Consider the following 22,104-nt stretch of genomic DNA (forward strand, 5'->3'; position numbering starts at 1 on the left):
GTTTTCACAAATCTTTTTTCATTTTCTCGATTTCTTCCCGAAGGACCGACCTGACGATATCCGGCAAACGAGCCTCCACTATTTCCCGTACGGACTCCAACAGGCGGGACTCGATCTGGAAAACAAATTCTCGCAAAGAGGGGCTTACTTCCTCAGCCGTTTCCGGTGCTTGCGCGGAAGTCATCATCGTCTCTTCAGGCTCTGCGGCCAACGCTTCAGAAGGCCCCGCCTTAAACCCGGCAAAAAGATCTTCACCGAAATCCAACCGATCTTCTACCCCCTCGTCTTTGAGAGGCGACTTTTCCTTGAAGTGCAGGTCCGGAGAGGGCTCATTCTCGCCGCCGGTAAGAGAAAATTCCTTAAAGAAATCATCCCTCAGCGATTCTTCATCAAGCATTTCGTCCTCGTCTTCCTCCGCCCCTTGAACCGCGTCCGTAATATCTATCCGCAGACCGGACTCGGAGTCCAACAGCTCGACGAAGTCCGGATCGCTTTCATCGTCGAACTCGACCCGCAATTCTTCGTCGGGTAGATCATTGAGGATATCCTCAAGATCTATGATTTCCCCATCGTCTTCCGTATCGAGTCCAATCCCGACATCCTTGGAGGAATTCAATTGATTTTCTTCCAGTTCAAAGGATCGTTTTGGCTTTTTCATACGCTCTCTCTTATTTGTACAATCATCCTGAAACTGCGCATTCATTCAAAAATCAGAAGTCAGAAGGATTCCATCTGCCCTTCACACAATACGGCAAGCAACCGATAGCACGCAAAAAATTCGTCTGTCAAGGCATTTGCAGCGAATGCATTCCTCGAGCCATTTCCCCGCCTCCCTTCCCGGCGATCTAAGAGCCTATCCGAAAATCTACCTCGGCAGCGGACACCCCCATTTAATTCCCCCCCTCGAGGGGGGACCAAGGGGGTGTCGCAAAGTCAACAGGTGGTTTCCGGATAGGTTCTAAGTGCAGCCCCACACAAACAAATGTACAAAATCGGTGGAGGCTATCCACCGCCATTCCGATGAAAGCCGGAATCCAGGCCAATTAAGCTTTCTGGATCCCCGGCTTTCACCGGGGGAACGGCAAGTGCATTTTGATCACCTCTCAATGTGGAGCTGTACTCAGCACCCGGTCGGAAGTTTCTTAACATTTACTCGTCATTCCCGCATGTTTCCGGAGGGAACCCAGCCAAACACTCCTTCTCTGAATGCCCGCTTAAATTTTCTCATTGACCTGATCACTCTCTTTTGGATAGATTTCTTCGGTTATGGGAATGACTCTCTATCGCTATATCCTCAAAGAACAAATTTTCCCACTGAGCATTTGTCTCTTGGGGTTGAGTTTTGTTCTCGTCACCGGCCGCATGTTACAGCTTGCACGCTACCTCTTCACTTCCTCTGTGACTTTTCTCGACCTTGCCGGGCTCATGGTTTTGGCCATGCCCAAGTTGCTCACTTATACACTTCCCATGGCAACCCTCATGGGAATTTTACTGGCATTCGTGCGAATCAATGGTGACAACGAACTGATCGCCCTTCGTGCTGCCGGAATCAGTTTCAAACAGCTGTTTCCGCCCGTCGCGATCGTTCTCCTGCTGACCACCTTCCTTTCGTTTTACAACATGCTTTCCATCATTCCGACATCCAGCAGAGCTTTCGAGAGCAAGCTCAAATCCCTGGGGCGCGCCAGTCTTCCCCTGTTGCTGCGAGAAGGCGTCTTCATTGACACCATTCCAGACCTTGTCTTCTTTTTCCGCAATGTGGATCCTTCCCACCTGACAATCAAGGGAATTCTGGTCCAGGACCAGAGAGAACCCAAGGTACGCGTGACCATTGTGGCGGAACATGCTCAAATTGTATATCAAAAGAACACCAATCGCATGGTCTTCAAAATGTACAACGGAATCATCACCCGCGTCCCAGATGATTTCCAGGATGCTCAAGCGGTTACCTTTCGCGATTACAATCTCGTTTTGTCCCTGGACGAGATCTTTGGAACATCCCCAAAGGATTCCAAGGGAAAGACCCAGATGACTTTCCGCGAAGTCCTCGAAAAAATCCATCAACCCGGCCAGAACCCCGATGTGCGTTATCTCATGGAACTCCACCAACGCATCGCTCTTCCCATGGGATGTCTGATACTCGGCCTGGTAGCCCCCCCTCTTGGCGCCATGTTCCGCCAAAAAGGGCGCATGACAGGCATTACCCTGGCTGTCGGAATTTTTCTTGCCTATTACGTAGTGCTTTCCGCCGGAAAGGGGCTTTGTGAAAACGGCCTCCTGCCTGCATCGCTGGCGATCTGGACCCCCAACATTCTCACCTTGGGCATCGCTGCATACCTCTGGTTCAAGCTGCAGAGGGAAACCCCTTTTGAATCGTCATTGTGGAGGCGGGCATACCCTATTTTCCAGAAAATCCTACGCCTGTTGGGTTTTCACAAAGAGTGCAAGTCCTGAAATGAGAATCATCTCCCGGTACGTCATCAGACACTTCCTCCCCACTTTCACCCTGGCTCTCGTTACGTTTGTCGGGCTTTACCTCATCATCGATTTTTTTGAAAAGGTGGACAACATGCTGGAAAAGCATGTTTCCACCCTCCAGATAGCGCTCTATTTTCTCTACAAGACCCCATTCATTGTAACGCAAGGGATCCCCATGGCCGTTCTTTTGGGGACCCTGATTTCCCTGGGAATCCTCAAGCGCAACCGGGAACTCATCGCTTTCGAGACCGCGGGCGTAAACCCGGCTTCCTATATCATGCCCATCGTTTCGACCGCACTCCTCCTCTCCCTTGTCCATTTCGGAGTCGGAGAAACCCTATCTCGAGCCATGAACCAAAGAGCTCAGCGGCTATGGCAGCAGGAAGTGATGCAAAATCAGGCATCCGTTTCTTACAGCCATGAAAACGTGTGGTATCATGGCAACGGGGTTATCTATCAGATTCGCCTCTACGATCGATCCAATCAGACCATGCAGAAGGTTTCACTCTTTTACACGGATTCTCAATTCAAACTCACACAAAGACTGGACGCCAAACGGTTCCGGTGGGACAAAAACCGGTGGATTGCGGAAGACGGGCTGATACTTCGTTTCGAAGGAACGAAAACCACGCAGGAATGGTTTCAGCAACGGGAACTCAACCTCAGGGAGACCCCAAGAGACTTCGAAAGACTGGAAACCATTCCCGAGGAATTGGGATGGCTCGATCTTTACAAATATTCCAGGAAAATCCGCCTGGAGGGCTACAATTCCACACCTTACGAGGTCGAGCTTCACATGAGAATGGCTTTTCCCTTGACGACTTTTGTCCTGGCGCTTCTGGGAATCACTATTGCCCTGCGCCAGGGCATGCACGGAGGCATCACTCTCAGTGTGGGAATCGCCATGATCGTTGCATTCCTCTACCTGACTCTTTTACAATTGGGAAGCGGAATGGCGACAGCAGGCATTTTACCGCCATGGATCGGGGTGTGGGCTGCAAATGTCATTTTTGCTTCTTTGACGGGTTATCTTTGGATGACAAAAAATTGATCAACGACACAAAGGCCCATTCTCACGGCGGCGAAAATTTTCGTCCCGTCGAACGATTCCATTCCCCCCTCGGGGGCAAGGCGATGCTGTCGAATCAAGCAAATGGATTCCCCCCTCGAGGGGGCGGGGGGTAAAGCTCGGAAAACATCCCCCAAAGGGGAAGACTTCAAAACATGCCGGACTGGATGATGATTTACGCCGAACTGGTACCAGGCATTTCTAAGTCGGCAGCCGCGTCTCGAGAGCCATGGCAATTTTCTTTTTCAGTTCCGTCAGATCAAAACTCTTCACCACATAAAAGTCCGCCGCAATGGACTTCATGTCCTCTTTGAAAGTATCATATGCCGTTGAAAGGATAACGGGCAGGTCATAAAAGTGATTTCGGATGTCCTGGAGAATATCCAGCCCATTGTAATCCACCATTTTGATGTCCAGGACAACAAGATCCGGCTTCTCCGCTTCAATGAGCTCCATCAGCTTGTATCCGCTTTCGGCCGTAATGACTTCGTATCCAGCCTCTTTCAGTTCTTCGGAGTAAAGGAGTCGAATATGCTCTTCGTCATCAACAACTAAAATTTTTGGCATTACCTTACCTCCCTACAGGTCGAATCATTCCCATATCTTTACGATATATGGCTTATTTTCTTCAAAAATCATGCATTCGTTCTCGATATACTCCTCAGCCTGCTGCACCGACATGCGCTCCGTCTTTTTCACAAAGGAGAGCACCTTCCCCAGATACAGAGGCAGCAGGGAATCCAAAATTCTATCCTTTTCCGATGCCTCCGCCCGATGGTACGCCAAAGCCGCATCGTACAAAATCCGAGCCCACGTCTGGGTAGGAAAAGAAAAGTGCTGCAACCCCATGCTCCGGATTTCCTGAAGCTTGGGGCAGACAGTCTGGTCATAAATGAGCTGCCACATATTGGTGTATTTATCGAAGCCCTGCAAAAACCTCTCGTGCAAACGGGTCGCATTGATTTCAACGGGCAGCGGGGTTTCGACCTCATGAATATCGGTTCCATACAGCGCGGTGGGTTTGCTCCATTTCACCTGCTTCCAAAAGTCAGGATAAACCTCCATCATGTCGAAGATCGTTCCGACAATCTGGTGGAACAACACGGAGAGATGCGCATAGGGGTCTTTGAGCCGATGCACTTTGGGAGCGCCGATGAAGGCTTGGCAAATAGGCAAACGGGCATTGAGAGCGATGGTGGTCATCCAGATGTCGATACCGAAGTGCTGGACGGATTCAGTCCAGACCGGAGAATCCAGAAAAGCGTCCACAAGTTTGCCACTGAATCCGAAATCTCCCGCATTGGGTTGTCGAACGCGCCGTCCATAAAGGCAGCGAATCAGGGGATAGACGATGGAACTCGTCAAGGTGATTTCATACTTATGGCGAACATAAAGGGGACAGACATAACCCGCTCCCTTCAATATGGGTTCCCCCAGGTTTTTGATCCAAAAAGGCGCAAAATTCTTGATGTCCGATTCGACCACCACGATGGCTCGAGCTTCTAATTCGCGGACTTTTTCAAAAAGATTCCGCAGGTTGTTCCCCTTCCCATGAACGCCGGGGGGAGTAGAAAGGTAGATCTTCGGGATCTCACCGGGAGCGGAAAGGAAGGCTTCCTTGGTTCCATCTGCAGAATGGTTGTCACAATTGATGAGCACACACTTGAGATTACCAAAAAAATCTGTAAGACCTTTCGCAGCCAACTCCGCCGTCCGGCCGATGGTTTCCGCTTCGTTAAAAGAGGGAATTGCCACCACCATGTCCGCTTTGGTAATTTGATGGGGATTTTCTTCGTAAAATGCCATAAAGACTTCTCCTGGTCTACCTCTTTGATGTTTCCCCGCTATTTTTCAGATACTTGAAAATATCGGCATCTGTACTCAGGATGAAAGAACTGTCAGAATTATTGAAATTCTTATAAAATTCAAGAGTTCGGTAGAATTCGTAGAATTCCGGATTCTTCTGAAAGGCTTCCGCATAGATCCGCGTGGCTTCCGCGTCGGCCTTACCTCGAATTTCCTGAGACGTGCGAAAAGCCTCGGATGCGATCCTCGCCACCTCCCGATCCATTTGACCCAAAATAGCCGCCCGCTCACCTTCCCCTTGCGAACGATATTGAGCGGCAATGCGTTTGCGTTCCGATATCATCCGGTCAAAGACTTTTTTCTGCACCGTATCCACATAGTTGATCCGTTTGATGCGAATATCCATCAGTTCGATGCCGAATTCAGGCAACAGACGTGAAGCATCCGCCACCATCTCCCGTGTGATCTTTTCCCTCCCCTTGGTCAAACGGTCCGTAACTTCCCCCAACTGCTCACGATCCGTCTGGCTTCCCAGAGAACTGAAATCGGAGATCCCGGCTTCCAGGAGATTTTTCCGAGCATCCTCCCACCCTTCACTTCGAACCAGCTCCTCCAATTCATTGTTGGACACGTAGTCGCGCACAACGGAGTCGATAATGCCATCAAGGCGACTATGAGCCGTGGAAACGCTCCCCACACGTTTCAGAAACAACAGCGGGTCCTTGATGCGCCAGCGAGCCGTAACGTCCACCCAGATATATTTCTTGTCCTTTGTTGGAATCTGGTTGGGATTTCCGTCCCACTTCATGACACGTTTCTCGAAGTAGTTGGCTTTTTGAATCAGGGGGATTTTAAAGTGCAATCCCGCTTGAGTGATGGGCTCTCCCACCGGCTTTCCCCACTGGGTGACGACAACCTGTTCCGTCTCGGTCACCACGAAAAGAGCCGTCGCCCCCAGGATTGCCAATATAACCGCTACGAGCGGCAAGATGCGGATTCCCTTTGGAATCATTGTTTCTCCTCGTGTCTCGGACTTCCAGACTGGAGAGAGAGGCTGCTTTGCTGCCCTTGCCTGCCTGAACTCTCCGAACCCCGCGAGGAAGACCGGTTCAAGTCCAAAAGGGGCAGCAGATTCCCCATATTTCCATCCAGAACATACATACGGTCGACTTTTCCTGAGAGATTTTCAAATGATTCCAAATACATCCTACGTCGAGTCACATCAGGGGCCTTTTCATATGCCGCAAGAATATCGGCGAAACGCTGCGCTTCTCCCCGGGACCGATTGACCCGCTCCAGGGCGTATCCCTCAGCCTGATTGATGGTTTGCCGCGCCTGTCCCACGGCCTTGGGGACCTTTTGGTTGTAGGCCTCTTGAGCTTCATTGATCATCCGCTCTTTTTCCTGCTGAGCTTCGTTCACCTCATTGAAAGCGGCTTTCACCGGTTCCGGGGGATTGACGTTTTGCAACTGAACCGCAACGATTTTGAGACCCGTTTTATAGTAATCGATGATTTGCTGGATCTCCCCCTTGGTTATATCGGCAATGGCGGCACGCCCCACCGTGAGGACTTCATCCGAATATCGATTCCCCACAATACGGCGCATGACGGATTCCGAAATGTCATCCAGCGTCCATTCCACATCCTGAACCTGAAACAGATAATCCACCGGGTTCTGTATCTTGTATTGAATCGTCCATTGCAGGTCCACGACATTCAGGTCCCCACTGAGCATCGTGGATTCCTCTTCGTATCCCTTGGTGACGAAGCGCGACTGCACCCCCGGCTGCACGGTCCGATACCCATATTCCCGCTGAAGCACACGGCCGGTCACGACTTTTCGAACCGTTTCAATCCCGAAAGGAATCTTGAAATGCAATCCCGCGTCGGAAGTTTTGATAAACTTGCCAAATCGCTGAACAACGGCTGTTTCCTGGGGTTCAACAATGTAGTACGAATTCACGGCGACAAAAAGAAGCAGCAGGACCAGACCGATCAGCCATATGGGACCGGTCCCAAAGGAAGAGAGCCTGTAACGCTCTTTCAGGCGTCTGAACATCTCTTCCAGGTCTTGAAAATCTCCCGGCCCGGAACCTCTGCGAGGCGGCCTTTCCCAATCCATCTGTCCTCCTCAAAAAACTCCATTTCTATCGTAGGTGTTATCCCCTGATTCTCTTGATCTAGGCTCGCTTCCTCTGTCTCATTTTTCCATAGATCAAAGCTGAATACCTTTTTTCACAAACTATTTGAAAGCGTCATCCTAATGATACCTCATTTTATTGTCAAGCTTATCCCAATTTTTACAGCAATTCTCATTTTGGATGTCTCTCATGATATTGGCATTTCCGACATCCCCCTTGATCCCCCTTACAAGAGGGGATCTTATCCTAAAAATTCTCCCCTTGAGAGGGGCGGGGGGGTAGGTTTTTCAAAATGAAAATTGCTGCAATTTTTATGAGAAACCTTCGCCGGCCATCCTATATCCAAGAAAAAGACGGGAAACCCATTCTTTCTCGCGATCGAGGTGTGATCGCTCTTTGTCGCCCTCCCTGTTGCATGACGCATTCCATGAACAGGAAAGGAACGGCCCCCATGAGTAAAAGCACGTTAGGTGTTGCGTTTCTCCCGCCAACAGAGGTATAAAACGCCCACTTGGGGCCTTGATTCGATCCTCCCTCCAAGGGCGCACACATGATCAATGAAACGACTCATGTTCTTTGTCCGCAAATTTTACGGCAAAACACATGAAAAGGTCCTTTTACAAGTTCCGGAGTGTCAAGAGGAAAGAGAAAGAGCTATAGAGGATCTCCATTCGGTTTTCAGAATGAATGGAGCATTCGCGTGCCGGCGTAATCCCTTCCCATCTTTAATAATAAAGGATATCTGAAAAAGGAGCCTCATGGATAGCTTTCTCGTTACTTTGGATGGGACGCACGGTTCCCTCAAGAGCATCCGCTACCTCAACCGCATCTTGAAGGGAGCGAAACATATTCGCCTGGTCCTCTTTCATGTAATTCCAACGACCTCGCCCAATCTCCTCAAGAAAGAAGAAGTCCAGAGGATCGAGAAAATACATGCAGAACAAGCTCACTTGAGGGGTTATTTCTGGACCAGGGAAGACGAAGACAGAATGAATCTTGCCTTTCAGGAAGCGAGACAATTGCTTCTGGAAGGAGGATTTTCGAATGCTCAGGTCACTACCCGTTTTTCCGTACAATCCGCCGAGGTGGCGCAGGTCATCTTGGAGGAAGGCAAAAGGCTGGAATGTTCAACCATTGTGATCGGCCGGCGAGGATTGAGCCGGGTTAAAGAATTGTTTTTGGGAAGCGTTTCAAAGACTGTCACCAAATTGGCGAGATCGATGACCGTGTGGGTTGTCGACGACTGAAAACACATCATCTGAATTCGTACCGGCAAAGGAGAGCACATGTCAAACAACCTCTTTCAAAATATCGCTTTCTGTACCGATTTTTCGGAAAACGCAGATGAAGCTTTTTTGACAGCCAAAGATCTGGCATGGCATTATGGGGCAAACCTCCATATCGTGCATGCTATGGTCAATTTTTCCGTTTCTCCCCCCATCCACGCAACCTACATGCCCATTGAATATGATCCGGGGTTCATCGAACAGGTGACCCAGGCGGCGAAAGAATCCATCCAGGAACGCTATATCAGTCAACTCAAGGAAAAACAGCCGTATTCCGTGCATCTTCTCTCGGGGTATGCGTCCACCGAAATTCTGCGTATAGCCGAAGAAAAGGATATCGACCTCATCGTTATGGGGTCCCATGGACTCACCGGTCTGGCCCATGTTCTCTTCGGAAGTACGGCAGACCGGGTGGTACGCAAGGCTCCCTGCTCCGTGTTGACGGTTCGGCTTCGCCCCAAGAAAGTCTGACCGCCTGTTAGACTTTGATTAGGAGTCCATTTTAAATGAATGAGAAAAAGCCCGTACTCGTTACCGGATCTGCCGGATTCATCGGTTACCACCTGGCTCTGCGCCTTCTGAAGGACGGACACCCTGTAGTCGGCATGGACAATCTCAACGACTATTATGATGTCAATCTGAAAAAAAACCGCCTGAAACAACTCCAGGAATTCCCGGACTTCCACTTCCATAAGCTGGACCTCTACGATCGCGCGGGTATGGAAGATCTCTTCAACCGGTATTCTTTTGAAACGGTCGTGAACCTGGCGGCCCAGGCCGGGGTGAGATACTCTCTCACAAACCCCCATGCGTATGTGGATTCCAACCTGCTGGGATTTATCAATATTTTGGAGGGATGCCGCCATCAAAACGTAAAGCATCTGGTCTTCGCCTCATCGAGTTCCGTCTATGGGGCCAATACCCATATGCCTTTTTCCGTTCATCACAATGTAGACCATCCCGTTTCCCTCTATGCCGCCACCAAAAAGGCCAATGAGCTCATGGCTCATACTTATGCCCACCTTTACGGTCTTCCCTGCACGGGTTTGCGTTTTTTCACCGTCTACGGTCCATGGGGACGGCCTGACATGGCCCTCTTCCTCTTCACCCGCGCCATTTTGGAAGGAAAGCCCATAAAAGTCTTCAACGAGGGCAAAATGCGGCGCGACTTCACTTATATCGACGACATCATCGAGGGGGTTGTGAGGGTGATTCAAAAACCGCCGAAACCCGATTCTTCGTGGAGCGGTGATGCCCCGGATCCCGGAACAAGCTATGCCCCCTACCGCATCTACAATATTGGAAACAATAAACCCGTCGAACTGATGGATTTCATCACAGCCATAGAAAACTGCCTCGGGATCACGGCCGAAAAGGAACTGCTTCCTCTGCAACCGGGGGACGTTCCTGCAACCTATGCCGACATCGATGATCTCAAACGGGATTTCGGCTTTCACCCCCGTACCTCCATTCAGGAAGGGATTTCACGATTCGTGGAATGGTATCGAAGTTATTACGGAAATTCAGATTTCGTCTGAACCACGGAGACACGGAGAACACAGAGATTCCATTTAAAGGTATTTCTCTGAGCCCTCTGTGTCTTCTGTGGTTGCCTCCTCACCTCCTGCCGGTGCTCCGCTTCCCTCAAAATTTATAAAACAGATCCGCACGGTTCAATATCTCACAACCCGTTTGAGTGACTCGAACCATATTTTCCAGTCGCACCCCCCCAAAGCCGGGCAAATAGATGCCTGGCTCAACGGTTATGATCATGTTTTCCTCGAGGGCGGTCGGGTTACGCTTTCTCAGACCGGGTTTTTCGTGCACCGCGATTCCCACTCCGTGCCCCAGGCCATGCCCGAACTGCTCTCCATAACCCGCCTCGGTGATGATCCCCCGGGCCACCCCGTCGATTTCCACGGAATCCCTGCCCGCTCTGATGGCATCCTGGGCCGCCAGTTGCGCTTCGCGGACTATCCTGTAAATCTCCTTGAGCCTGGCATCGGGTGTTCCGGCAATCCAGGTTCGAGTCATATCCGAGCAATAATGATTGAGCTTAGAACCAAGATCCAGTATCACCGCATCGCCCCGAGCGATTACGCGGTCCGTCGGTACTGCGTGGGGAAGAGCACCATTGGGACCGCTCGCCACGATGGGAGGAAAGGAAACGGCTTCACCTCCCCCCTCCCTTATTCGCCGCTCGATCTCCCAGGCCAGGTCCTTTTCCTTTTTTCCCGGCGCAAGGATTTCCCATACCTCGCACAGAGCCTTTTCCGTCAGGGCAATGGACTCTTTGATTCGTTCCACTTCCTGTACTTCCTTCACAATCCTCAGTCCTTCGATCAGTCCTTCCGACGAAACCATCTCCGCCGTGGGGCGCGATGTCTTGAGGGCTTTTTCCACCTCACAGTAGGTGCGGTAGGAAATATGATGTCCCTCCGCTCCCAAACGCCGTACCCCCAGGCTGGAAAAAAGATCGGGAAGGACCTGGGGCAATCCTTCACTGTAGATGACCGCTTCAAAATCCGGGGCTTCGTGCTCCGCTTCCTCCCGGTAGCGAAAGTCGGTCAGAAGATACTGACTGAATTCTCCAATGAGCAAATACCCAGAACTTTCAGTAAGTTGCAGGTCTTCGGCCTCATAACCGCTCAGGTAGTAGCGGTTTTCTGGAACAGCCACCAGAAATGCATCCAGGGAGTTTTCCTCCATGAGTTTCCGAAAACGGGACAGTCTGGCAGCAAAGCATTCACGGTTCATTTAAACATCCTCCTCATTTTGATCATTCAATGATGCATTGCGAAAAGTTTTTTCCAGGATATTACAATAAGGATTTCATCGCTTGTGGAATGTGAGGAAGGGCGGATTTTCTCTCAAAAAAGAAAATTGACAAAAGAAGTTGGGTATTTTATGCGAAAATGTTATTTTTTAGCGTTTTTGACACGGATATGCGAGAGAGGAGCAGCCGGAAATGTATTCCAAAATATTGGTATTGCGGTTTTCCAAGGAAATCGTGGACAAGCCCATCATAACCCACCTGGTAAAAGACTACGATCTTACTTTCAATATATTGAAGGCACAAATTTTCCCACGCAAGGAAGGGATGCTCGTCCTGGAATTGAAGGGAAACCGAAAGGACTATGAAAAGGGCATTCGGTACCTCAAAGCCGTCGGCGTGGAGATTGAACCGGTGGCTCAGGGCATTCGGAGAGACGAGGAAAAGTGCTATCAATGCGGCGCATGTACAGCGGTCTGTCCGACGGGGGCGTTGCACATCAAACGCCCTGAAATGGAGGTGCTCTTCGAATCGGAGCGCTGCAGTGCGTGCGAGCTTTGCGTAAAAACGTGCCCCGCCAGGGCGATGATCGTGACTTTTGACAAGACGCTGGTTCTTTAGGCGCTTGATATTTTTTCTGTTTTGAATATGGGGAGTAGATGTTTATTGGAAGAGAACGGATTGTATTGAACCTTCAAGGAGCGTGAGAATGAATTACAGTGACAAAGTTATGGACCATTTCATAAACCCGAGAAACGTCGGCGAACTGGAAAATCCGGACGGAGTCGGACAGGTGGGGAATGTCAATTGCGGTGACATCATGCGCATGACCATAAAAGTTGTGGACAACCGCATCACGGATATCAATTTCAAGACCTTCGGGTGCGGAGCCGCCATTGCCGTCAGTTCCATGGTAACCGAAATGGTCAAGGGAAAAACCTTGGAGGAAGCCGTCCTCATCAATCGGGATGACGTGGCTGTAGCTTTGGGAGGATTGCCCGACAAAAAACTGCACTGTTCCAACCTGGGAACGGATGCTTTGAAGGCGGCCGTCAATGATTTCTGGCGCCGCACGGGACAACCGCAAAAAGTGGTGAAATTGGAAGACGAACATCTGGAACAAGAAAGTGAAGAAGCCAGTGCGTGTTGCGGTAGCAATGAGCGGGGGTGTGGACAGCCTTCGAACGGCAATCCTGCTTAAAGAACAGGGCTGTGATCTCTTTGGGATTCACATGCGGCTTCTTCCTTCCTCCCGGCGCGGCTCCCAGGGTAAACCAGGGCTTGCCGAGACCGCCATGGAAAGCCGGGAGGAAGAACTTCACGCCCTCTGTTCCAGGCTGGATATCCCTCTTGCCATAGTGGACCTGCGGGAAACATTCGAGAAGTCGGTCATTCAACCTTTTTTGGAGACGTATCTTCAGGGGCTTACTCCCAATCCCTGTGTGGTATGCAACCCCACAATCAAATTCGGCTTTCTTCTCCAGGAAGCCCGGTTTCGGGGCGCGACCCATCTTGCCACCGGCCACTACGCCCGGATTCTTCCGCCCGGTTCTTCCTCGGACCGTTTCAAACTGTGCCGGGGATACGATCAGAAAAAGGATCAGTCCTATTTTCTCTATGGGATGACCCAGGCGCAGCTCGGAGCGGCGTTGTTTCCACTGGGAGACACCACCAAGCGGGAAGTCCAGGAATGGGCGGAGCACAACGGTTGGGCGGCAACGCTTTCCGAAGAAAGCCAGGAAATCTGCTTCATCCCCTCGGGCAGCTACCATGAGTTCCTCAAAGAACGTCTGTCCCCCACATCCATCTCCACCAGTGGACCCATTCGTGATCTGAAGGGCAATCACTTGGGAGAACACAAAGGCATTTTTGCCTACACGGTGGGACAAAGGCGTGGACTGGGAATCGCATCCACGGAACCCTACTATGTCGTCGGTCTCGAACCCGATTCCAACACGGTCCGGGTGGGACGCGCCGGGGATCTTTTCCGCCGGGAATTTTCCGTAAAAGACGTAAACTGGGTTTCCATACCTCCTCCCGAAGCGCCCATTCACGTTCAGGTCCGGATTCGCCATCAGCATCTCCCCGCGCCGGCCTGCGTGACTCCGCTGGAGGGGAATACCGTCTCCGTTGTTCTGGAGAAGCCCCAAAGGGCGGTCACCCCCGGGCAGGCCGCCGTATTCTACGATGGGGATCTCCTCCTTGGAGGTGGAACGATTCTGCCCGCCGGCCCTTTTCCAAACCTTTAGCCTCTGATCTTAACTCCGGAGTATTCGATGAATATTAAAGTGGCCCTCGAAACCCTGGGCTGCAAGGTGAACCAGTATGAATCCTCCTACTTCCTGCAACTCCTCGAGGAAGCGGGATGCAAAACGGTCGGCTTTCGGGAACATGCAGACGTCTACATTGTCCACAGCTGCGCAGTCACTTCCAAAGCGGGGTTCCAGACGAGACAACTCCTCCGCCGCGCTCAGCGCCTCAACCCCGCGGCAAAAATCATCGTCACGGGATGTGAGGCGCAGCTCGATTCCCGGCGCATCGCAGAGGAAGGGCTTGCCACCCACATTTTGGGGAACGCGGAAAAATTCGATCTCCCGAAGTGGCTGCAAGCGCCGGGCAGCCTGTCCCACCCCCTTATGGCGTTGAGCGATCCGCGTCGCTACGACCATTTTCCTCCCCAGCCCGTTACCCGTATGTATTCCGGCCGCGCACGGGCTTTTCTGAAGCTGCAGGACGGATGCGACTCTTTTTGTTCCTACTGTGTGATACCCTTTACCCGGGGCAAGAGCAGAAGCCTTCCGGCACACGAAGTCCGTCTCCAAATGGATCGTTTTTTGGATCACGGATACCAGGAGGTCGTTCTCACGGGAATCCACCTCGGACAATGGGGCAAGGACCTCGAGCCGCGGCAGGGATTGGCCGCTCTGCTGGAAGAACTGGAGAGGAGCGCACTCCCCCCGCGGGTGCGTCTCAGCTCCCTGGAACCCATGGAATGGACGGACGAACTTCTCCATTACCTCACCTCCCGGCAATGGATCTGCCCCCACTTCCATGTCCCCTTACAAAGCGGAGACGACGAAATCCTTGAAAGGATGCACCGGCCCTACAAGGCTCACCAGTATGAAGAGCTCGTTCGGGAGCTTCATTTTCTTTTTCCCCGGGCCGCCATCGGCGCAGATGTCCTCGTGGGTTTCCCTGGAGAAACGGAAGAGCATTTTCAAAATACCTTTGAATTGCTCAACCGCCTTCCCATCTCGTACATGCACGTGTTTCCCTTTTCCCCCCGCCCCGGGACTCTTGCAGCCAAATGGCCGGGACGGGTCACAGGAAACGAACTGAAGCGAAGGGCCCGTTTGCTCCACCGGTTGAGCGCCGCAAAACGGCAGACCTTCCGGGAACGCTTCATGGGGGAAACCATCGAAGTGCTGGCGGAATCCCAGGTAAAGCCCGGATGGTGGCAGGGAACTTCAAGAAACTATCTCCAGATCTTTTTTCCGGCTCCCTGCGACCTGCCTCCGGGTTCGCTGGTATCGGTGCGCATTCGACGCCTGACCGGGGAGGGAGTGATGGGCGAGATGGTTCTCAATCCGCACTGAAGAGAAAATGTTTCACGAGACGGGGGTCGGGAGGGGTTCCTCCCGTAAAAGGACGCATCTCTTCGGCATACTCGCGAAAAAGTGGATCTAAATAGGCTGAAACCATTTCCCGTTGGGAAGCGTCCGGCACAATGCGGTCTATCCAGGACCGGATCAGCTTTTCCAGTGGATCCGGAAGCAACATGGAGAAAGCGGCAGGCCATTTTGTGATGGCCAGAGGCTTCACAACCCACTCTCCGTCCTGCCGGAATCGAGCAGCCGCTGTATAAATCATCAGACCGAGGGTCACATCTTCCACGCTCCTCACCAGCCCCCCTTTCCACAACCCATCCATCAAAGGATCGGCCTCGACCTGAAGGGCATCGAAAAGGGGCCCGAGGGCAGTGAAAAGATCGATGAGGCGCTTTCCCTCAAAAAGATCCTTGCGAGTCCTGAAAAAATCCTCGTGGCGGGATGCATGAGATTCCGACGGCGCACGCATCAGGCGTGGAGTCTTCCGCAACAGCGCTTCAGCAGACTCCAGCCAATAAGGTTCGAGACACCTCAACCCGCCCGGCCACCTGGAAAACCAGCCTTGCAGTTGCAGGTTTTTCATGCGGTTTCTCAGGTTGGCCACCTCTTCCTGTCCCAGCCGAAACAGGTGTTCCAGAAAAGTGCTGCCCAGCACCTCGATCGAGAGCTTCAGATCCCCCGCGCTTTTCAGATCCAGCCCCAGGTTGACGCAGGCTACCGTCTTGTCCACTGCCCGGCGCAGGGCTTCCGGATCATCGGCCTGCAATTGATCCGCAACAATCACCTTATTGGCCAGATTTGCCAACTCCACTTGCAGGGAATCGAGCAGAAGGGGGTCTCCTATGCCCTGCAGGGAAAGTTGAAGCAGATCCCCTTGTGGAATGAGCGCCAGGGCGAAACAGGGGATGCTCGCCCCTTCCGGCTTCAGAAGAGCCGGCTCTTTGCGCAAAGCCATCTCCTCCGGACGCAGGGAACGATAAATTTCCAGGGCATCATAGAAGTCCGGAATCGCCAGGTCTTCCAATCGCCCCTTGTGGAAGCGGTAAGCGTCTTCCTCCATCTCAACATCGGCAGCCCACAGGATGTGGTCCATCAGTTCCTTGTAGAACCCCTGGTGCACCTCAAAAAGGAGGCTCAAAAGGTCCTTGATAAAGCCTTCATATTGAGGGTAACGGCTTTCCCAGTAATAAAGGTCATCCAGAGTATTCAAGGGAAGCTTGTCCCTGGCCTCCAGAAGATCGACGTCCTCGGGGACTGTGGTTACGGAAATCCATCGTTTGAAGAGAATCACCAAAAGCTCGAAGTCAGCATCCTGCAGCCAGGCCAGGAGCTTTTCCCGGCTGGCCAGGGCCAGCCGCTCCAACCAATCCACGGCCTTGGCCGGCGCAACGGAATCCTTCTGCCACCATTCGAGATCGAAGAGGTGGTTGATCTGCTCTACCCGCGCAAGGGCAAGAAGGGGCAGCGCATCGTCCGCCCCGATCTCTTTCACGGAAAAGTAGAAATCCTGGGGAGCCAGAGCCGCCACAACGGCTTCCGCATCCACTCTGGACAAGACGGTTTCCAGCCTCTTTTTGGCTGGCATCCGCATCAGATGGAGCGCCAACTCCTCGGGAGGCAACCTTTCAAGACGCTTTTCTTCCAAAACCATCAAACCTTTCGGCATATGTTCTCCATAATCAATCGATATAATTTGATATTGTCAGATTTCATATGAACCACGGAGACACGGGAGGCACGGAGAAAGGCTCTCAAATAAAATCTCCGTGTCTCCGTGTCTCCGTGGTTCATACAACAATGTCATATTATTTTTATTCAATCAATCCAAAAAGATAACAAACAAACCCCTCGTGAATTCTTCCACTTATTGACTTGCACTCAGGTGGATGAGAGATTATAAAAGAACCAATATTTCAAATCTCTATTAAGGTTGGTTGTCAATAAATTTACCGGCGCTCGCCTCGAGGTGGGAGTGAGGCGCCCGGGAGAATATTTTTATTTCGAAGGTTACAGGAGAGAAAAGATGTTGATCATAGAGGATCTGCAAGTAGAGCTTGCAGGCAAAATCATACTCAAACACATCGATCTGGAGATCAAGGCGGGCGAAACGCATACGCTTTTTGGGCCCAACGGGTCTGGAAAGACGTCTCTTCTCATGACCATCATGGGCTATCCGCAGTACAAGGTCGTGGGGGGGAAAATCGTTTTCAAGGGTGTGGATATCACTCACAGCCCCATCAACGAAAGAGCCCGGCTGGGTATAGGCATGTCTTATCAGCGCCCTCCAACGATTCATGGCCTCAAGACGCGTCAAATGGTGGAAATCTGCGCTTCCAATCGGGAAATTGATGTGGAAAATCTGGCCAGGAGAGTCAATTTCCAAAACTTTTTAGAAAGGGATGTCAACGCGGGTTTTTCGGGTGGAGAGATCAAGCGTTCCGAGTTGCTTCAGTTGATGGCTCAGAACCCCGATTTCATGCTTTTTGACGAACCCGAATCCGGAGTGGATATGGAGAATATCGCTCTGGTCGGCAACACCATCGCCAGGCTTCTGCAAAAGGATTGTGAATCGACGCCGGAAAAGTCCAGGATGCAGATGAAACGTGAACGGACCAAAATGGGCCTCATCATTACGCATACGGGATACATTCTGGATTATGTCCCGGCGGACAAAGGTCAGGTTCTGTACAATGGAGTTCTGAGCTGCAGCACGAACCCTCGTGAAATTTTGAAATGCATCGAGGAAGTAGGATATGAGGAGTGTGTGAGATGTACAACAGGCAGACCCTAATAGAAAAGGCATCAAAGGCGCTGGATAAAAAGGCGGCTATCGGTCCCGACATCAACCTGGATGAATTCGACAAGGCTCCCGTTCTTCACAAATATCTCGACGAAGCCGAGCTGCAGAATCTTCCCCAGGAGGAGAAGCATCAATTGCTCATGGCGGGAGTCGATGTGTCCGGCCTGGAACGGGGAGGCACCTTCATCCAAAAGGATACTTCCGTTGTTCATTGCAAGTCCAAACAGGAAGGCATCGAGGTCCTTCCCATTCGAGAGGCATTGGAGAAATACGACTGGATTCAGGACTATTACTGGAAGCTGGCCTCGGTGGAAACGGACAAATACACCGCCGCCTCGGAGCTCAGCCTGCACAACGGATATGTGATCCGCGCCCTGCCGGGAGTCAAGAGCATCTACCCGATCCAGGCCTGCCTTTACCTGGATAAACAAGGGCTTCAGCAAAATGTTCACAACATCATCATTGCTGAAGAGGATTCGGAATTGCATATCATAACGGGATGCTCGACCTCTCCCCATACGACCAAGGGGATACATGTAGGCATTTCCGAGTTTTTTATAAAGAAAAACGCAAAATTGAGCTTCACCATGATTCACAATTGGGCGGAAGACATGGTGGTACGCCCGCGTTCCGTCGCCCAGGTGGAGGAAGGCGGACTCTTTCTGAACAATTACATCTGCATGAAGCCGGTCCGATCTTTGCAGATGTACCCGACGACGCATCTCGTGGGCGAAAATGCCGTAGCGAGAATGTACAGCATCATCGTGGGCAGTCCCGGTTCGGAATACGATGTGGGCGGTCGGGTCTATCTCAAGAAACCAGGCAACCGGGCTGAAGTGGTGGCGCGAACGATCACCAACGGGGGTAAAATCGTTTCCAGAGGCCACTTGATCGGTGAAGTCGCGGACATCAAGGCGCACCTGGAGTGCAAGGGGTTGATCCTGAAGGGCGGTTTGATTTATGCCGTTCCCGAGCTCGAAGGGCATGTGGATGGAGTGGAAATGTCCCATGAAGCGGCGGTCGGTAAGATCGCTCAGGAAGAAATTTTCTATCTCATGTCCCGCGGCCTCAGTGAAGATGAGGCCACATCGACCATCGTGCGCGGTTTTCTGAGTGTGGATATCCCCGGGCTGCCGCCCAAACTGAAAGCGGAAATAGACAAGGCCATTGAACTGAGTGAAAAAGATGTGATGTAGTTTTTGGAGGAGACGCACGTCAGGAAGGGGGGCAAAGATCATGAAAAGAATGGTATGTTTGCTGATGGTTCTATCTTTTTTTGTGGGAGGCATCGCGATTCCTGCCCGGGCGGATGATGATGCACCACCGCCCCCCTTTCCCATCCAACAAAGTCCCCAGGTTCCTTCCGCTCGAACCTGTCAGACCTATGCCGATTCGTCGGAAGAATCGGCTCCTCCCGGGGAACTCATTCTGGTGGATACTCTCGTCTTGAGGCCCCTTGGGTGTGTCGCCCTGACCATCGGAGCTCTGGGCTGGGTCATCAGCAGGCCTTTCGCCGTCATGACCAACAGCTGCGACCGTGCAGACGAGGCTCTTATCAACAGGCCCTTCAATTACACTTTTACACGCCCCCTGGGTGATGTCGATCACTGACAGGAGTGTGCTTTTCCAACAGATCTGCCCCCTCAGGACCTTATATGAAAAAAGGCTCATGGTTTGTGGTTCATGGCTCATAGCCCAGGGTTTGTGGTGCCCTTTTTTCATCTTTCGTTGTGACCGCTCCGATCATGGGACTTATTGTGAAGACCGGGAAAATAGCCATTACAGGAGGAATCGCCACGGGCAAGAGCACCGTTGCGCGGATGTTTGCAGAGCTGGGAGCGATTATCCTGGATGCAGATCAAGTGGCCCGCGAAGTGGTAGAAGTAGGTACTCCCTGCTGGAAGAGCCTTCACCATCTCCTGGGGCCCGCCTTCTTCGAAAAGGATGGACAGCTGAAGAGGCGAAAACTGAGGGACTGCATTATCGACGACAGGGAATGCCGGAACAAGGTGAACGCCATTTTACATCCCTCCATCCTCGAAAAGATGGAGCAGGAGTGGCAATATCACCATCGAACACATCCCGGACGGCCTGTTATCTTTGATATTCCGCTGCTTTTCGAAGGGAAATTTCATCCGCATTTTGGAACGATCATTCTCGTTTACGTGCCGCAGGAAATTCAAATCCGCCGCTTGATGGAGCGAGACGGCCTGTCCCGCCCAGAAGCCGAAAAGACCCTCACCATGCAACTCCCCATCGATTCAAAGAAATCGCTTTCCCACCTGATCATCGACAATTCCTACTCGATCGACCATACAAAGCAGCAGGTCCAGGCGGTCTGGAATCAGCTCAAGAACTGAGAAATTATCTCAAAATTCACTCATACCGTCACCCTGGCGGAAGCCAGGGTCCAGCTCTATCGGGAATGCCTGGATTCCGGTTTTCACCGGAATGACGATCAAGGGTATTCGGACCGTTTTGAAATAGTTTCTAATACTACAACCGCCATATGTAAAATGCCGCACTTCCGGATATATTATAAGGTAGAGAAACCTTCGGAGGTAACGGTCATGACGTTGAAAGAGTTGGATTATTGGGAAGATTCTTTTCGGTCCTTTCATGCTCGTTTTTCTCATCTATTCCCCCGGGCGCAATCTCGGGAACAGTCGGCAAAATACCTTCACTCCTTGCTTGCACCCGTTGAGCGCAAGAACGGCTGGCAGATGGCTGAGGCCATAGGAGATAAGAGACCGGATAAGATGGAAAGGCTGCTTTACCGAGTGAACTGGGATGCGGATGAGGCACGGGATATTTTGGAGCAGTTCGTGATCGAGAATTTTGCAGACCCGGAAGGAATTGGAGTCGTAGATGAGACGGGTTTTATCAAAAAAGGTGATAAGTCTGTCGGGGTGAAAAGACAATACACGGGTACGGCCGGGAAGGTGGAAAACTCTCAGGTGGGAACCTTCCTCACCTATTCCTCGGCCAAAGGACATGTGTTCCTGGACAGAAGACTCTTTCTTCCCGAGGACTGGGCCAATGACATGGTAAGACGCAAGGGGGCGAAGGTTCCTGATGAGGTGGTGTTTGAGACCAAGCCCGAACAGGCCTTCTCGATGCTCGATCATGCCTGGAAAATGGGTGTCCCGATACGCTGGGTCACAGGAGATGAGATCTACGGGGATTCTCCGAAACTTCGAGCAGCTATCCAGGAGAGTGGACACTGGTATGTCTTGGCAGTCTCTTGCAATACCCCCGTTTGGACCAGGCGACCGTTGCTCCAACAGCCCTTGCGCAAAGGGATGGGCAGGCCACCCACAAGGGTACGGTTGGCCAAGGATGCTCCGCATGCCGGGACGGTGGCTGAGGTGGTGATGGGATGGTCTCCTGATGTCTGGAAGCGGTTCAGTGTGGCAAAAGGAGAAAAGGGACCGAGAACTTATGACTGGGCAAGGGTTCGTGTGATCGAGAGCCGTGGCAAGCTCCCCGGACCTGAGGTCTGGCTTCTGGCCAGACGATCTGTAGCCAAACCCGAAGAAATGGCCTACTACCTTTGCTTTGCTCCCGAGAATGTTCCTCTCACTCGTCTTGCCCAGGTGGCATCGACCCGCTACACCATTGAGCAATGCTTTGAGGAAGGCAAAGGAGAAGCCGGGCTTGATCACTATGAAGTCAGGTACTGGCACAGCTGGCATCGTCACATTACCCTCTCTATGATGGCCCATACCTGGCTGAGCTCGATCCGGGCTTCGGAGGAGGGGAAAAAAAGACGCAGAGCTGGCCGAGCTGACAGTTCCAGAGGTGAGGCGACTGCTTGAAATCGTTCTGCCCTTGCCAGTACACTCTCCTGAATTTCGGTTGGCCTGGTCCCGCTGGAGACGAAAAAGAAGGCTTCAGGCCCGACAAAGTCACTATCGTTCTCGATTCTTGGGGTGCACATTGAAGGTATGCTCATTCTAATCATATGGCGGTTGTAGTACTAAGCACTGATCTTCGCAATTACACAGCCGTTTCATTCGTTTACCCCTGCGTTTTTGTAGGAGCGGCATCCTGCCGCGACAAAGTATGCGATTGCCGGTTCCTGTCACGGCTGGAAGCCGTTCCTACAAAAAAATGGCCGCGTATTTACAATTTTCGGTAT

21 protein-coding genes are annotated in these 22,104 nt (G+C 51.8%); 14 read left to right on the forward strand and 7 right to left on the reverse strand.

Translation table 11 applies throughout. The features are described from left to right. Window positions 1-4 precede the first annotated feature (4 nt). Window positions 5-658, reverse strand: a complete 654-nt coding sequence (locus tag QMG16_RS09635; RefSeq protein ID WP_281793799.1) for a hypothetical protein — start codon at window positions 656-658, stop codon at window positions 5-7. A 608-nt stretch (window positions 659-1,266) separates the two neighbouring features. Between QMG16_RS09635 and QMG16_RS09640 the strand changes: the two genes are divergently transcribed. Beyond that, on the forward strand, window positions 1,267-2,454 hold the full coding sequence (locus tag QMG16_RS09640; RefSeq protein WP_281793800.1) for an LptF/LptG family permease: 1,188 nt from the start codon (window positions 1,267-1,269) through the stop codon (window positions 2,452-2,454). A gap of 1 nt (window position 2,455) precedes the next feature. Continuing rightward, window positions 2,456-3,529 (forward strand): LPS export ABC transporter permease LptG, encoded by a 1,074-nt coding sequence (gene lptG / locus QMG16_RS09645; RefSeq protein WP_281793802.1) that lies wholly within the window; start codon window positions 2,456-2,458, stop codon window positions 3,527-3,529. Between the two features lie 219 nt (window positions 3,530-3,748). On the opposite strand, the gene QMG16_RS09650 is transcribed toward lptG, so the two are convergent. The 4 genes from QMG16_RS09650 to hflK are packed head-to-tail and all read right to left on the reverse strand — an operon-like array spanning window position 3,749 to window position 7,477. Further along, window positions 3,749-4,114, reverse strand: a complete 366-nt coding sequence (locus QMG16_RS09650) for a response regulator (protein WP_281793803.1) — start codon at window positions 4,112-4,114, stop codon at window positions 3,749-3,751. A 24-nt stretch (window positions 4,115-4,138) separates the two neighbouring features. Further along, complete coding sequence (locus QMG16_RS09655; RefSeq protein WP_281793805.1) at window positions 4,139-5,353, reverse strand: glycosyltransferase; 1,215 nt, start codon at window positions 5,351-5,353, stop codon at window positions 4,139-4,141. Between the two features lie 16 nt (window positions 5,354-5,369). Continuing rightward, window positions 5,370-6,365, reverse strand: a complete 996-nt coding sequence (hflC, locus tag QMG16_RS09660; protein ID WP_281793806.1) for a protease modulator HflC — start codon at window positions 6,363-6,365, stop codon at window positions 5,370-5,372. After that, complete coding sequence (hflK, locus tag QMG16_RS09665; RefSeq protein WP_281793808.1) at window positions 6,362-7,477, reverse strand: FtsH protease activity modulator HflK; 1,116 nt, start codon at window positions 7,475-7,477, stop codon at window positions 6,362-6,364. The genes hflC and hflK overlap by 4 nt, the downstream gene beginning before the upstream one ends. Before the next feature lie 777 nt (window positions 7,478-8,254). Here hflK and QMG16_RS09670 point away from each other — a divergent pair. From QMG16_RS09670 to QMG16_RS09680, 3 genes are read left to right on the forward strand one after another with little or no spacing between them, the layout of a single operon-like run. Further along, window positions 8,255-8,743 (forward strand): universal stress protein, encoded by a 489-nt coding sequence (locus tag QMG16_RS09670; RefSeq protein ID WP_281793810.1) that lies wholly within the window; start codon window positions 8,255-8,257, stop codon window positions 8,741-8,743. Window positions 8,744-8,782: 39 nt separating this feature from the next. After that, entirely contained in the window at window positions 8,783-9,253 is a 471-nt protein-coding gene (locus tag QMG16_RS09675; RefSeq protein WP_281793812.1) for a universal stress protein, read from the forward strand. 35 nt (window positions 9,254-9,288) lie between these two features. Beyond that, window positions 9,289-10,320: an NAD-dependent epimerase gene (locus tag QMG16_RS09680; RefSeq protein WP_281793814.1), complete on the forward strand. Its 1,032-nt coding sequence runs from the start codon at window positions 9,289-9,291 to the stop codon at window positions 10,318-10,320. A gap of 106 nt (window positions 10,321-10,426) precedes the next feature. Here the strand turns inward: QMG16_RS09680 and QMG16_RS09685 are convergent, their stop codons facing one another. Beyond that, window positions 10,427-11,539 (reverse strand): M24 family metallopeptidase, encoded by a 1,113-nt coding sequence (locus QMG16_RS09685; protein WP_281793816.1) that lies wholly within the window; start codon window positions 11,537-11,539, stop codon window positions 10,427-10,429. A 211-nt stretch (window positions 11,540-11,750) separates the two neighbouring features. Between QMG16_RS09685 and QMG16_RS09690 the strand changes: the two genes are divergently transcribed. The 4 genes from QMG16_RS09690 to mtaB all read left to right on the forward strand — a co-directional run bounded on the left by QMG16_RS09690 (window position 11,751) and on the right by mtaB (window position 15,151). Then, window positions 11,751-12,176: an NIL domain-containing protein gene (locus QMG16_RS09690; protein ID WP_281793817.1), complete on the forward strand. Its 426-nt coding sequence runs from the start codon at window positions 11,751-11,753 to the stop codon at window positions 12,174-12,176. 88 nt (window positions 12,177-12,264) lie between these two features. Continuing rightward, window positions 12,265-12,756 (forward strand): iron-sulfur cluster assembly scaffold protein, encoded by a 492-nt coding sequence (locus QMG16_RS09695; protein ID WP_373878668.1) that lies wholly within the window; start codon window positions 12,265-12,267, stop codon window positions 12,754-12,756. Beyond that, window positions 12,683-13,804 carry a tRNA 2-thiouridine(34) synthase MnmA gene (mnmA, locus tag QMG16_RS09700; RefSeq protein WP_281793819.1) on the forward strand — a complete coding sequence of 374 codons (1,122 nt, stop codon included), beginning with the start codon at window positions 12,683-12,685 and terminating at the stop codon, window positions 13,802-13,804. The genes QMG16_RS09695 and mnmA overlap by 74 nt, the downstream gene beginning before the upstream one ends. 27 nt (window positions 13,805-13,831) lie before the next feature. After that, window positions 13,832-15,151: a tRNA (N(6)-L-threonylcarbamoyladenosine(37)-C(2))-methylthiotransferase MtaB gene (gene mtaB / locus QMG16_RS09705; RefSeq protein WP_281793820.1), complete on the forward strand. Its 1,320-nt coding sequence runs from the start codon at window positions 13,832-13,834 to the stop codon at window positions 15,149-15,151. Here mtaB and QMG16_RS09710 read toward each other — a convergent pair. Then, window positions 15,138-16,829: a DUF6178 family protein gene (locus tag QMG16_RS09710; RefSeq protein ID WP_281793822.1), complete on the reverse strand. Its 1,692-nt coding sequence runs from the start codon at window positions 16,827-16,829 to the stop codon at window positions 15,138-15,140. The genes mtaB and QMG16_RS09710 overlap by 14 nt on opposite strands. Window positions 16,830-17,186: 357 nt before the next feature. Between QMG16_RS09710 and QMG16_RS09715 the strand changes: the two genes are divergently transcribed. The 5 genes from QMG16_RS09715 (at window position 17,187) to QMG16_RS09735 (ending at window position 21,781) form a co-directional block, all read left to right on the forward strand. Beyond that, complete coding sequence (locus tag QMG16_RS09715; RefSeq protein ID WP_281793824.1) at window positions 17,187-17,954, forward strand: ABC transporter ATP-binding protein; 768 nt, start codon at window positions 17,187-17,189, stop codon at window positions 17,952-17,954. Beyond that, window positions 17,933-19,159, forward strand: a complete 1,227-nt coding sequence (locus QMG16_RS09720; protein ID WP_281793826.1) for a SufB/SufD family protein — start codon at window positions 17,933-17,935, stop codon at window positions 19,157-19,159. The genes QMG16_RS09715 and QMG16_RS09720 overlap by 22 nt, the downstream gene beginning before the upstream one ends. A gap of 40 nt (window positions 19,160-19,199) precedes the next feature. Continuing rightward, window positions 19,200-19,574 carry a hypothetical protein gene (locus tag QMG16_RS09725; RefSeq protein WP_281793828.1) on the forward strand — a complete coding sequence of 125 codons (375 nt, stop codon included), beginning with the start codon at window positions 19,200-19,202 and terminating at the stop codon, window positions 19,572-19,574. Window positions 19,575-19,708: 134 nt separating this feature from the next. After that, window positions 19,709-20,323 (forward strand): dephospho-CoA kinase, encoded by a 615-nt coding sequence (coaE, locus tag QMG16_RS09730; protein WP_281793830.1) that lies wholly within the window; start codon window positions 19,709-19,711, stop codon window positions 20,321-20,323. Window positions 20,324-20,533: 210 nt separating this feature from the next. Further along, window positions 20,534-21,781, forward strand: coding sequence for an IS701 family transposase (locus tag QMG16_RS09735; RefSeq protein ID WP_281793373.1), 1,248 nt, complete (start codon window positions 20,534-20,536; stop codon window positions 21,779-21,781). Window positions 21,782-22,104: the final 323 nt, after the last annotated feature.

This window comes from Desulforhabdus amnigena (assembly GCF_027925305.1).
GTDB lineage: Bacteria > Desulfobacterota > Syntrophobacteria > Syntrophobacterales > Syntrophobacteraceae > Desulforhabdus > Desulforhabdus amnigena.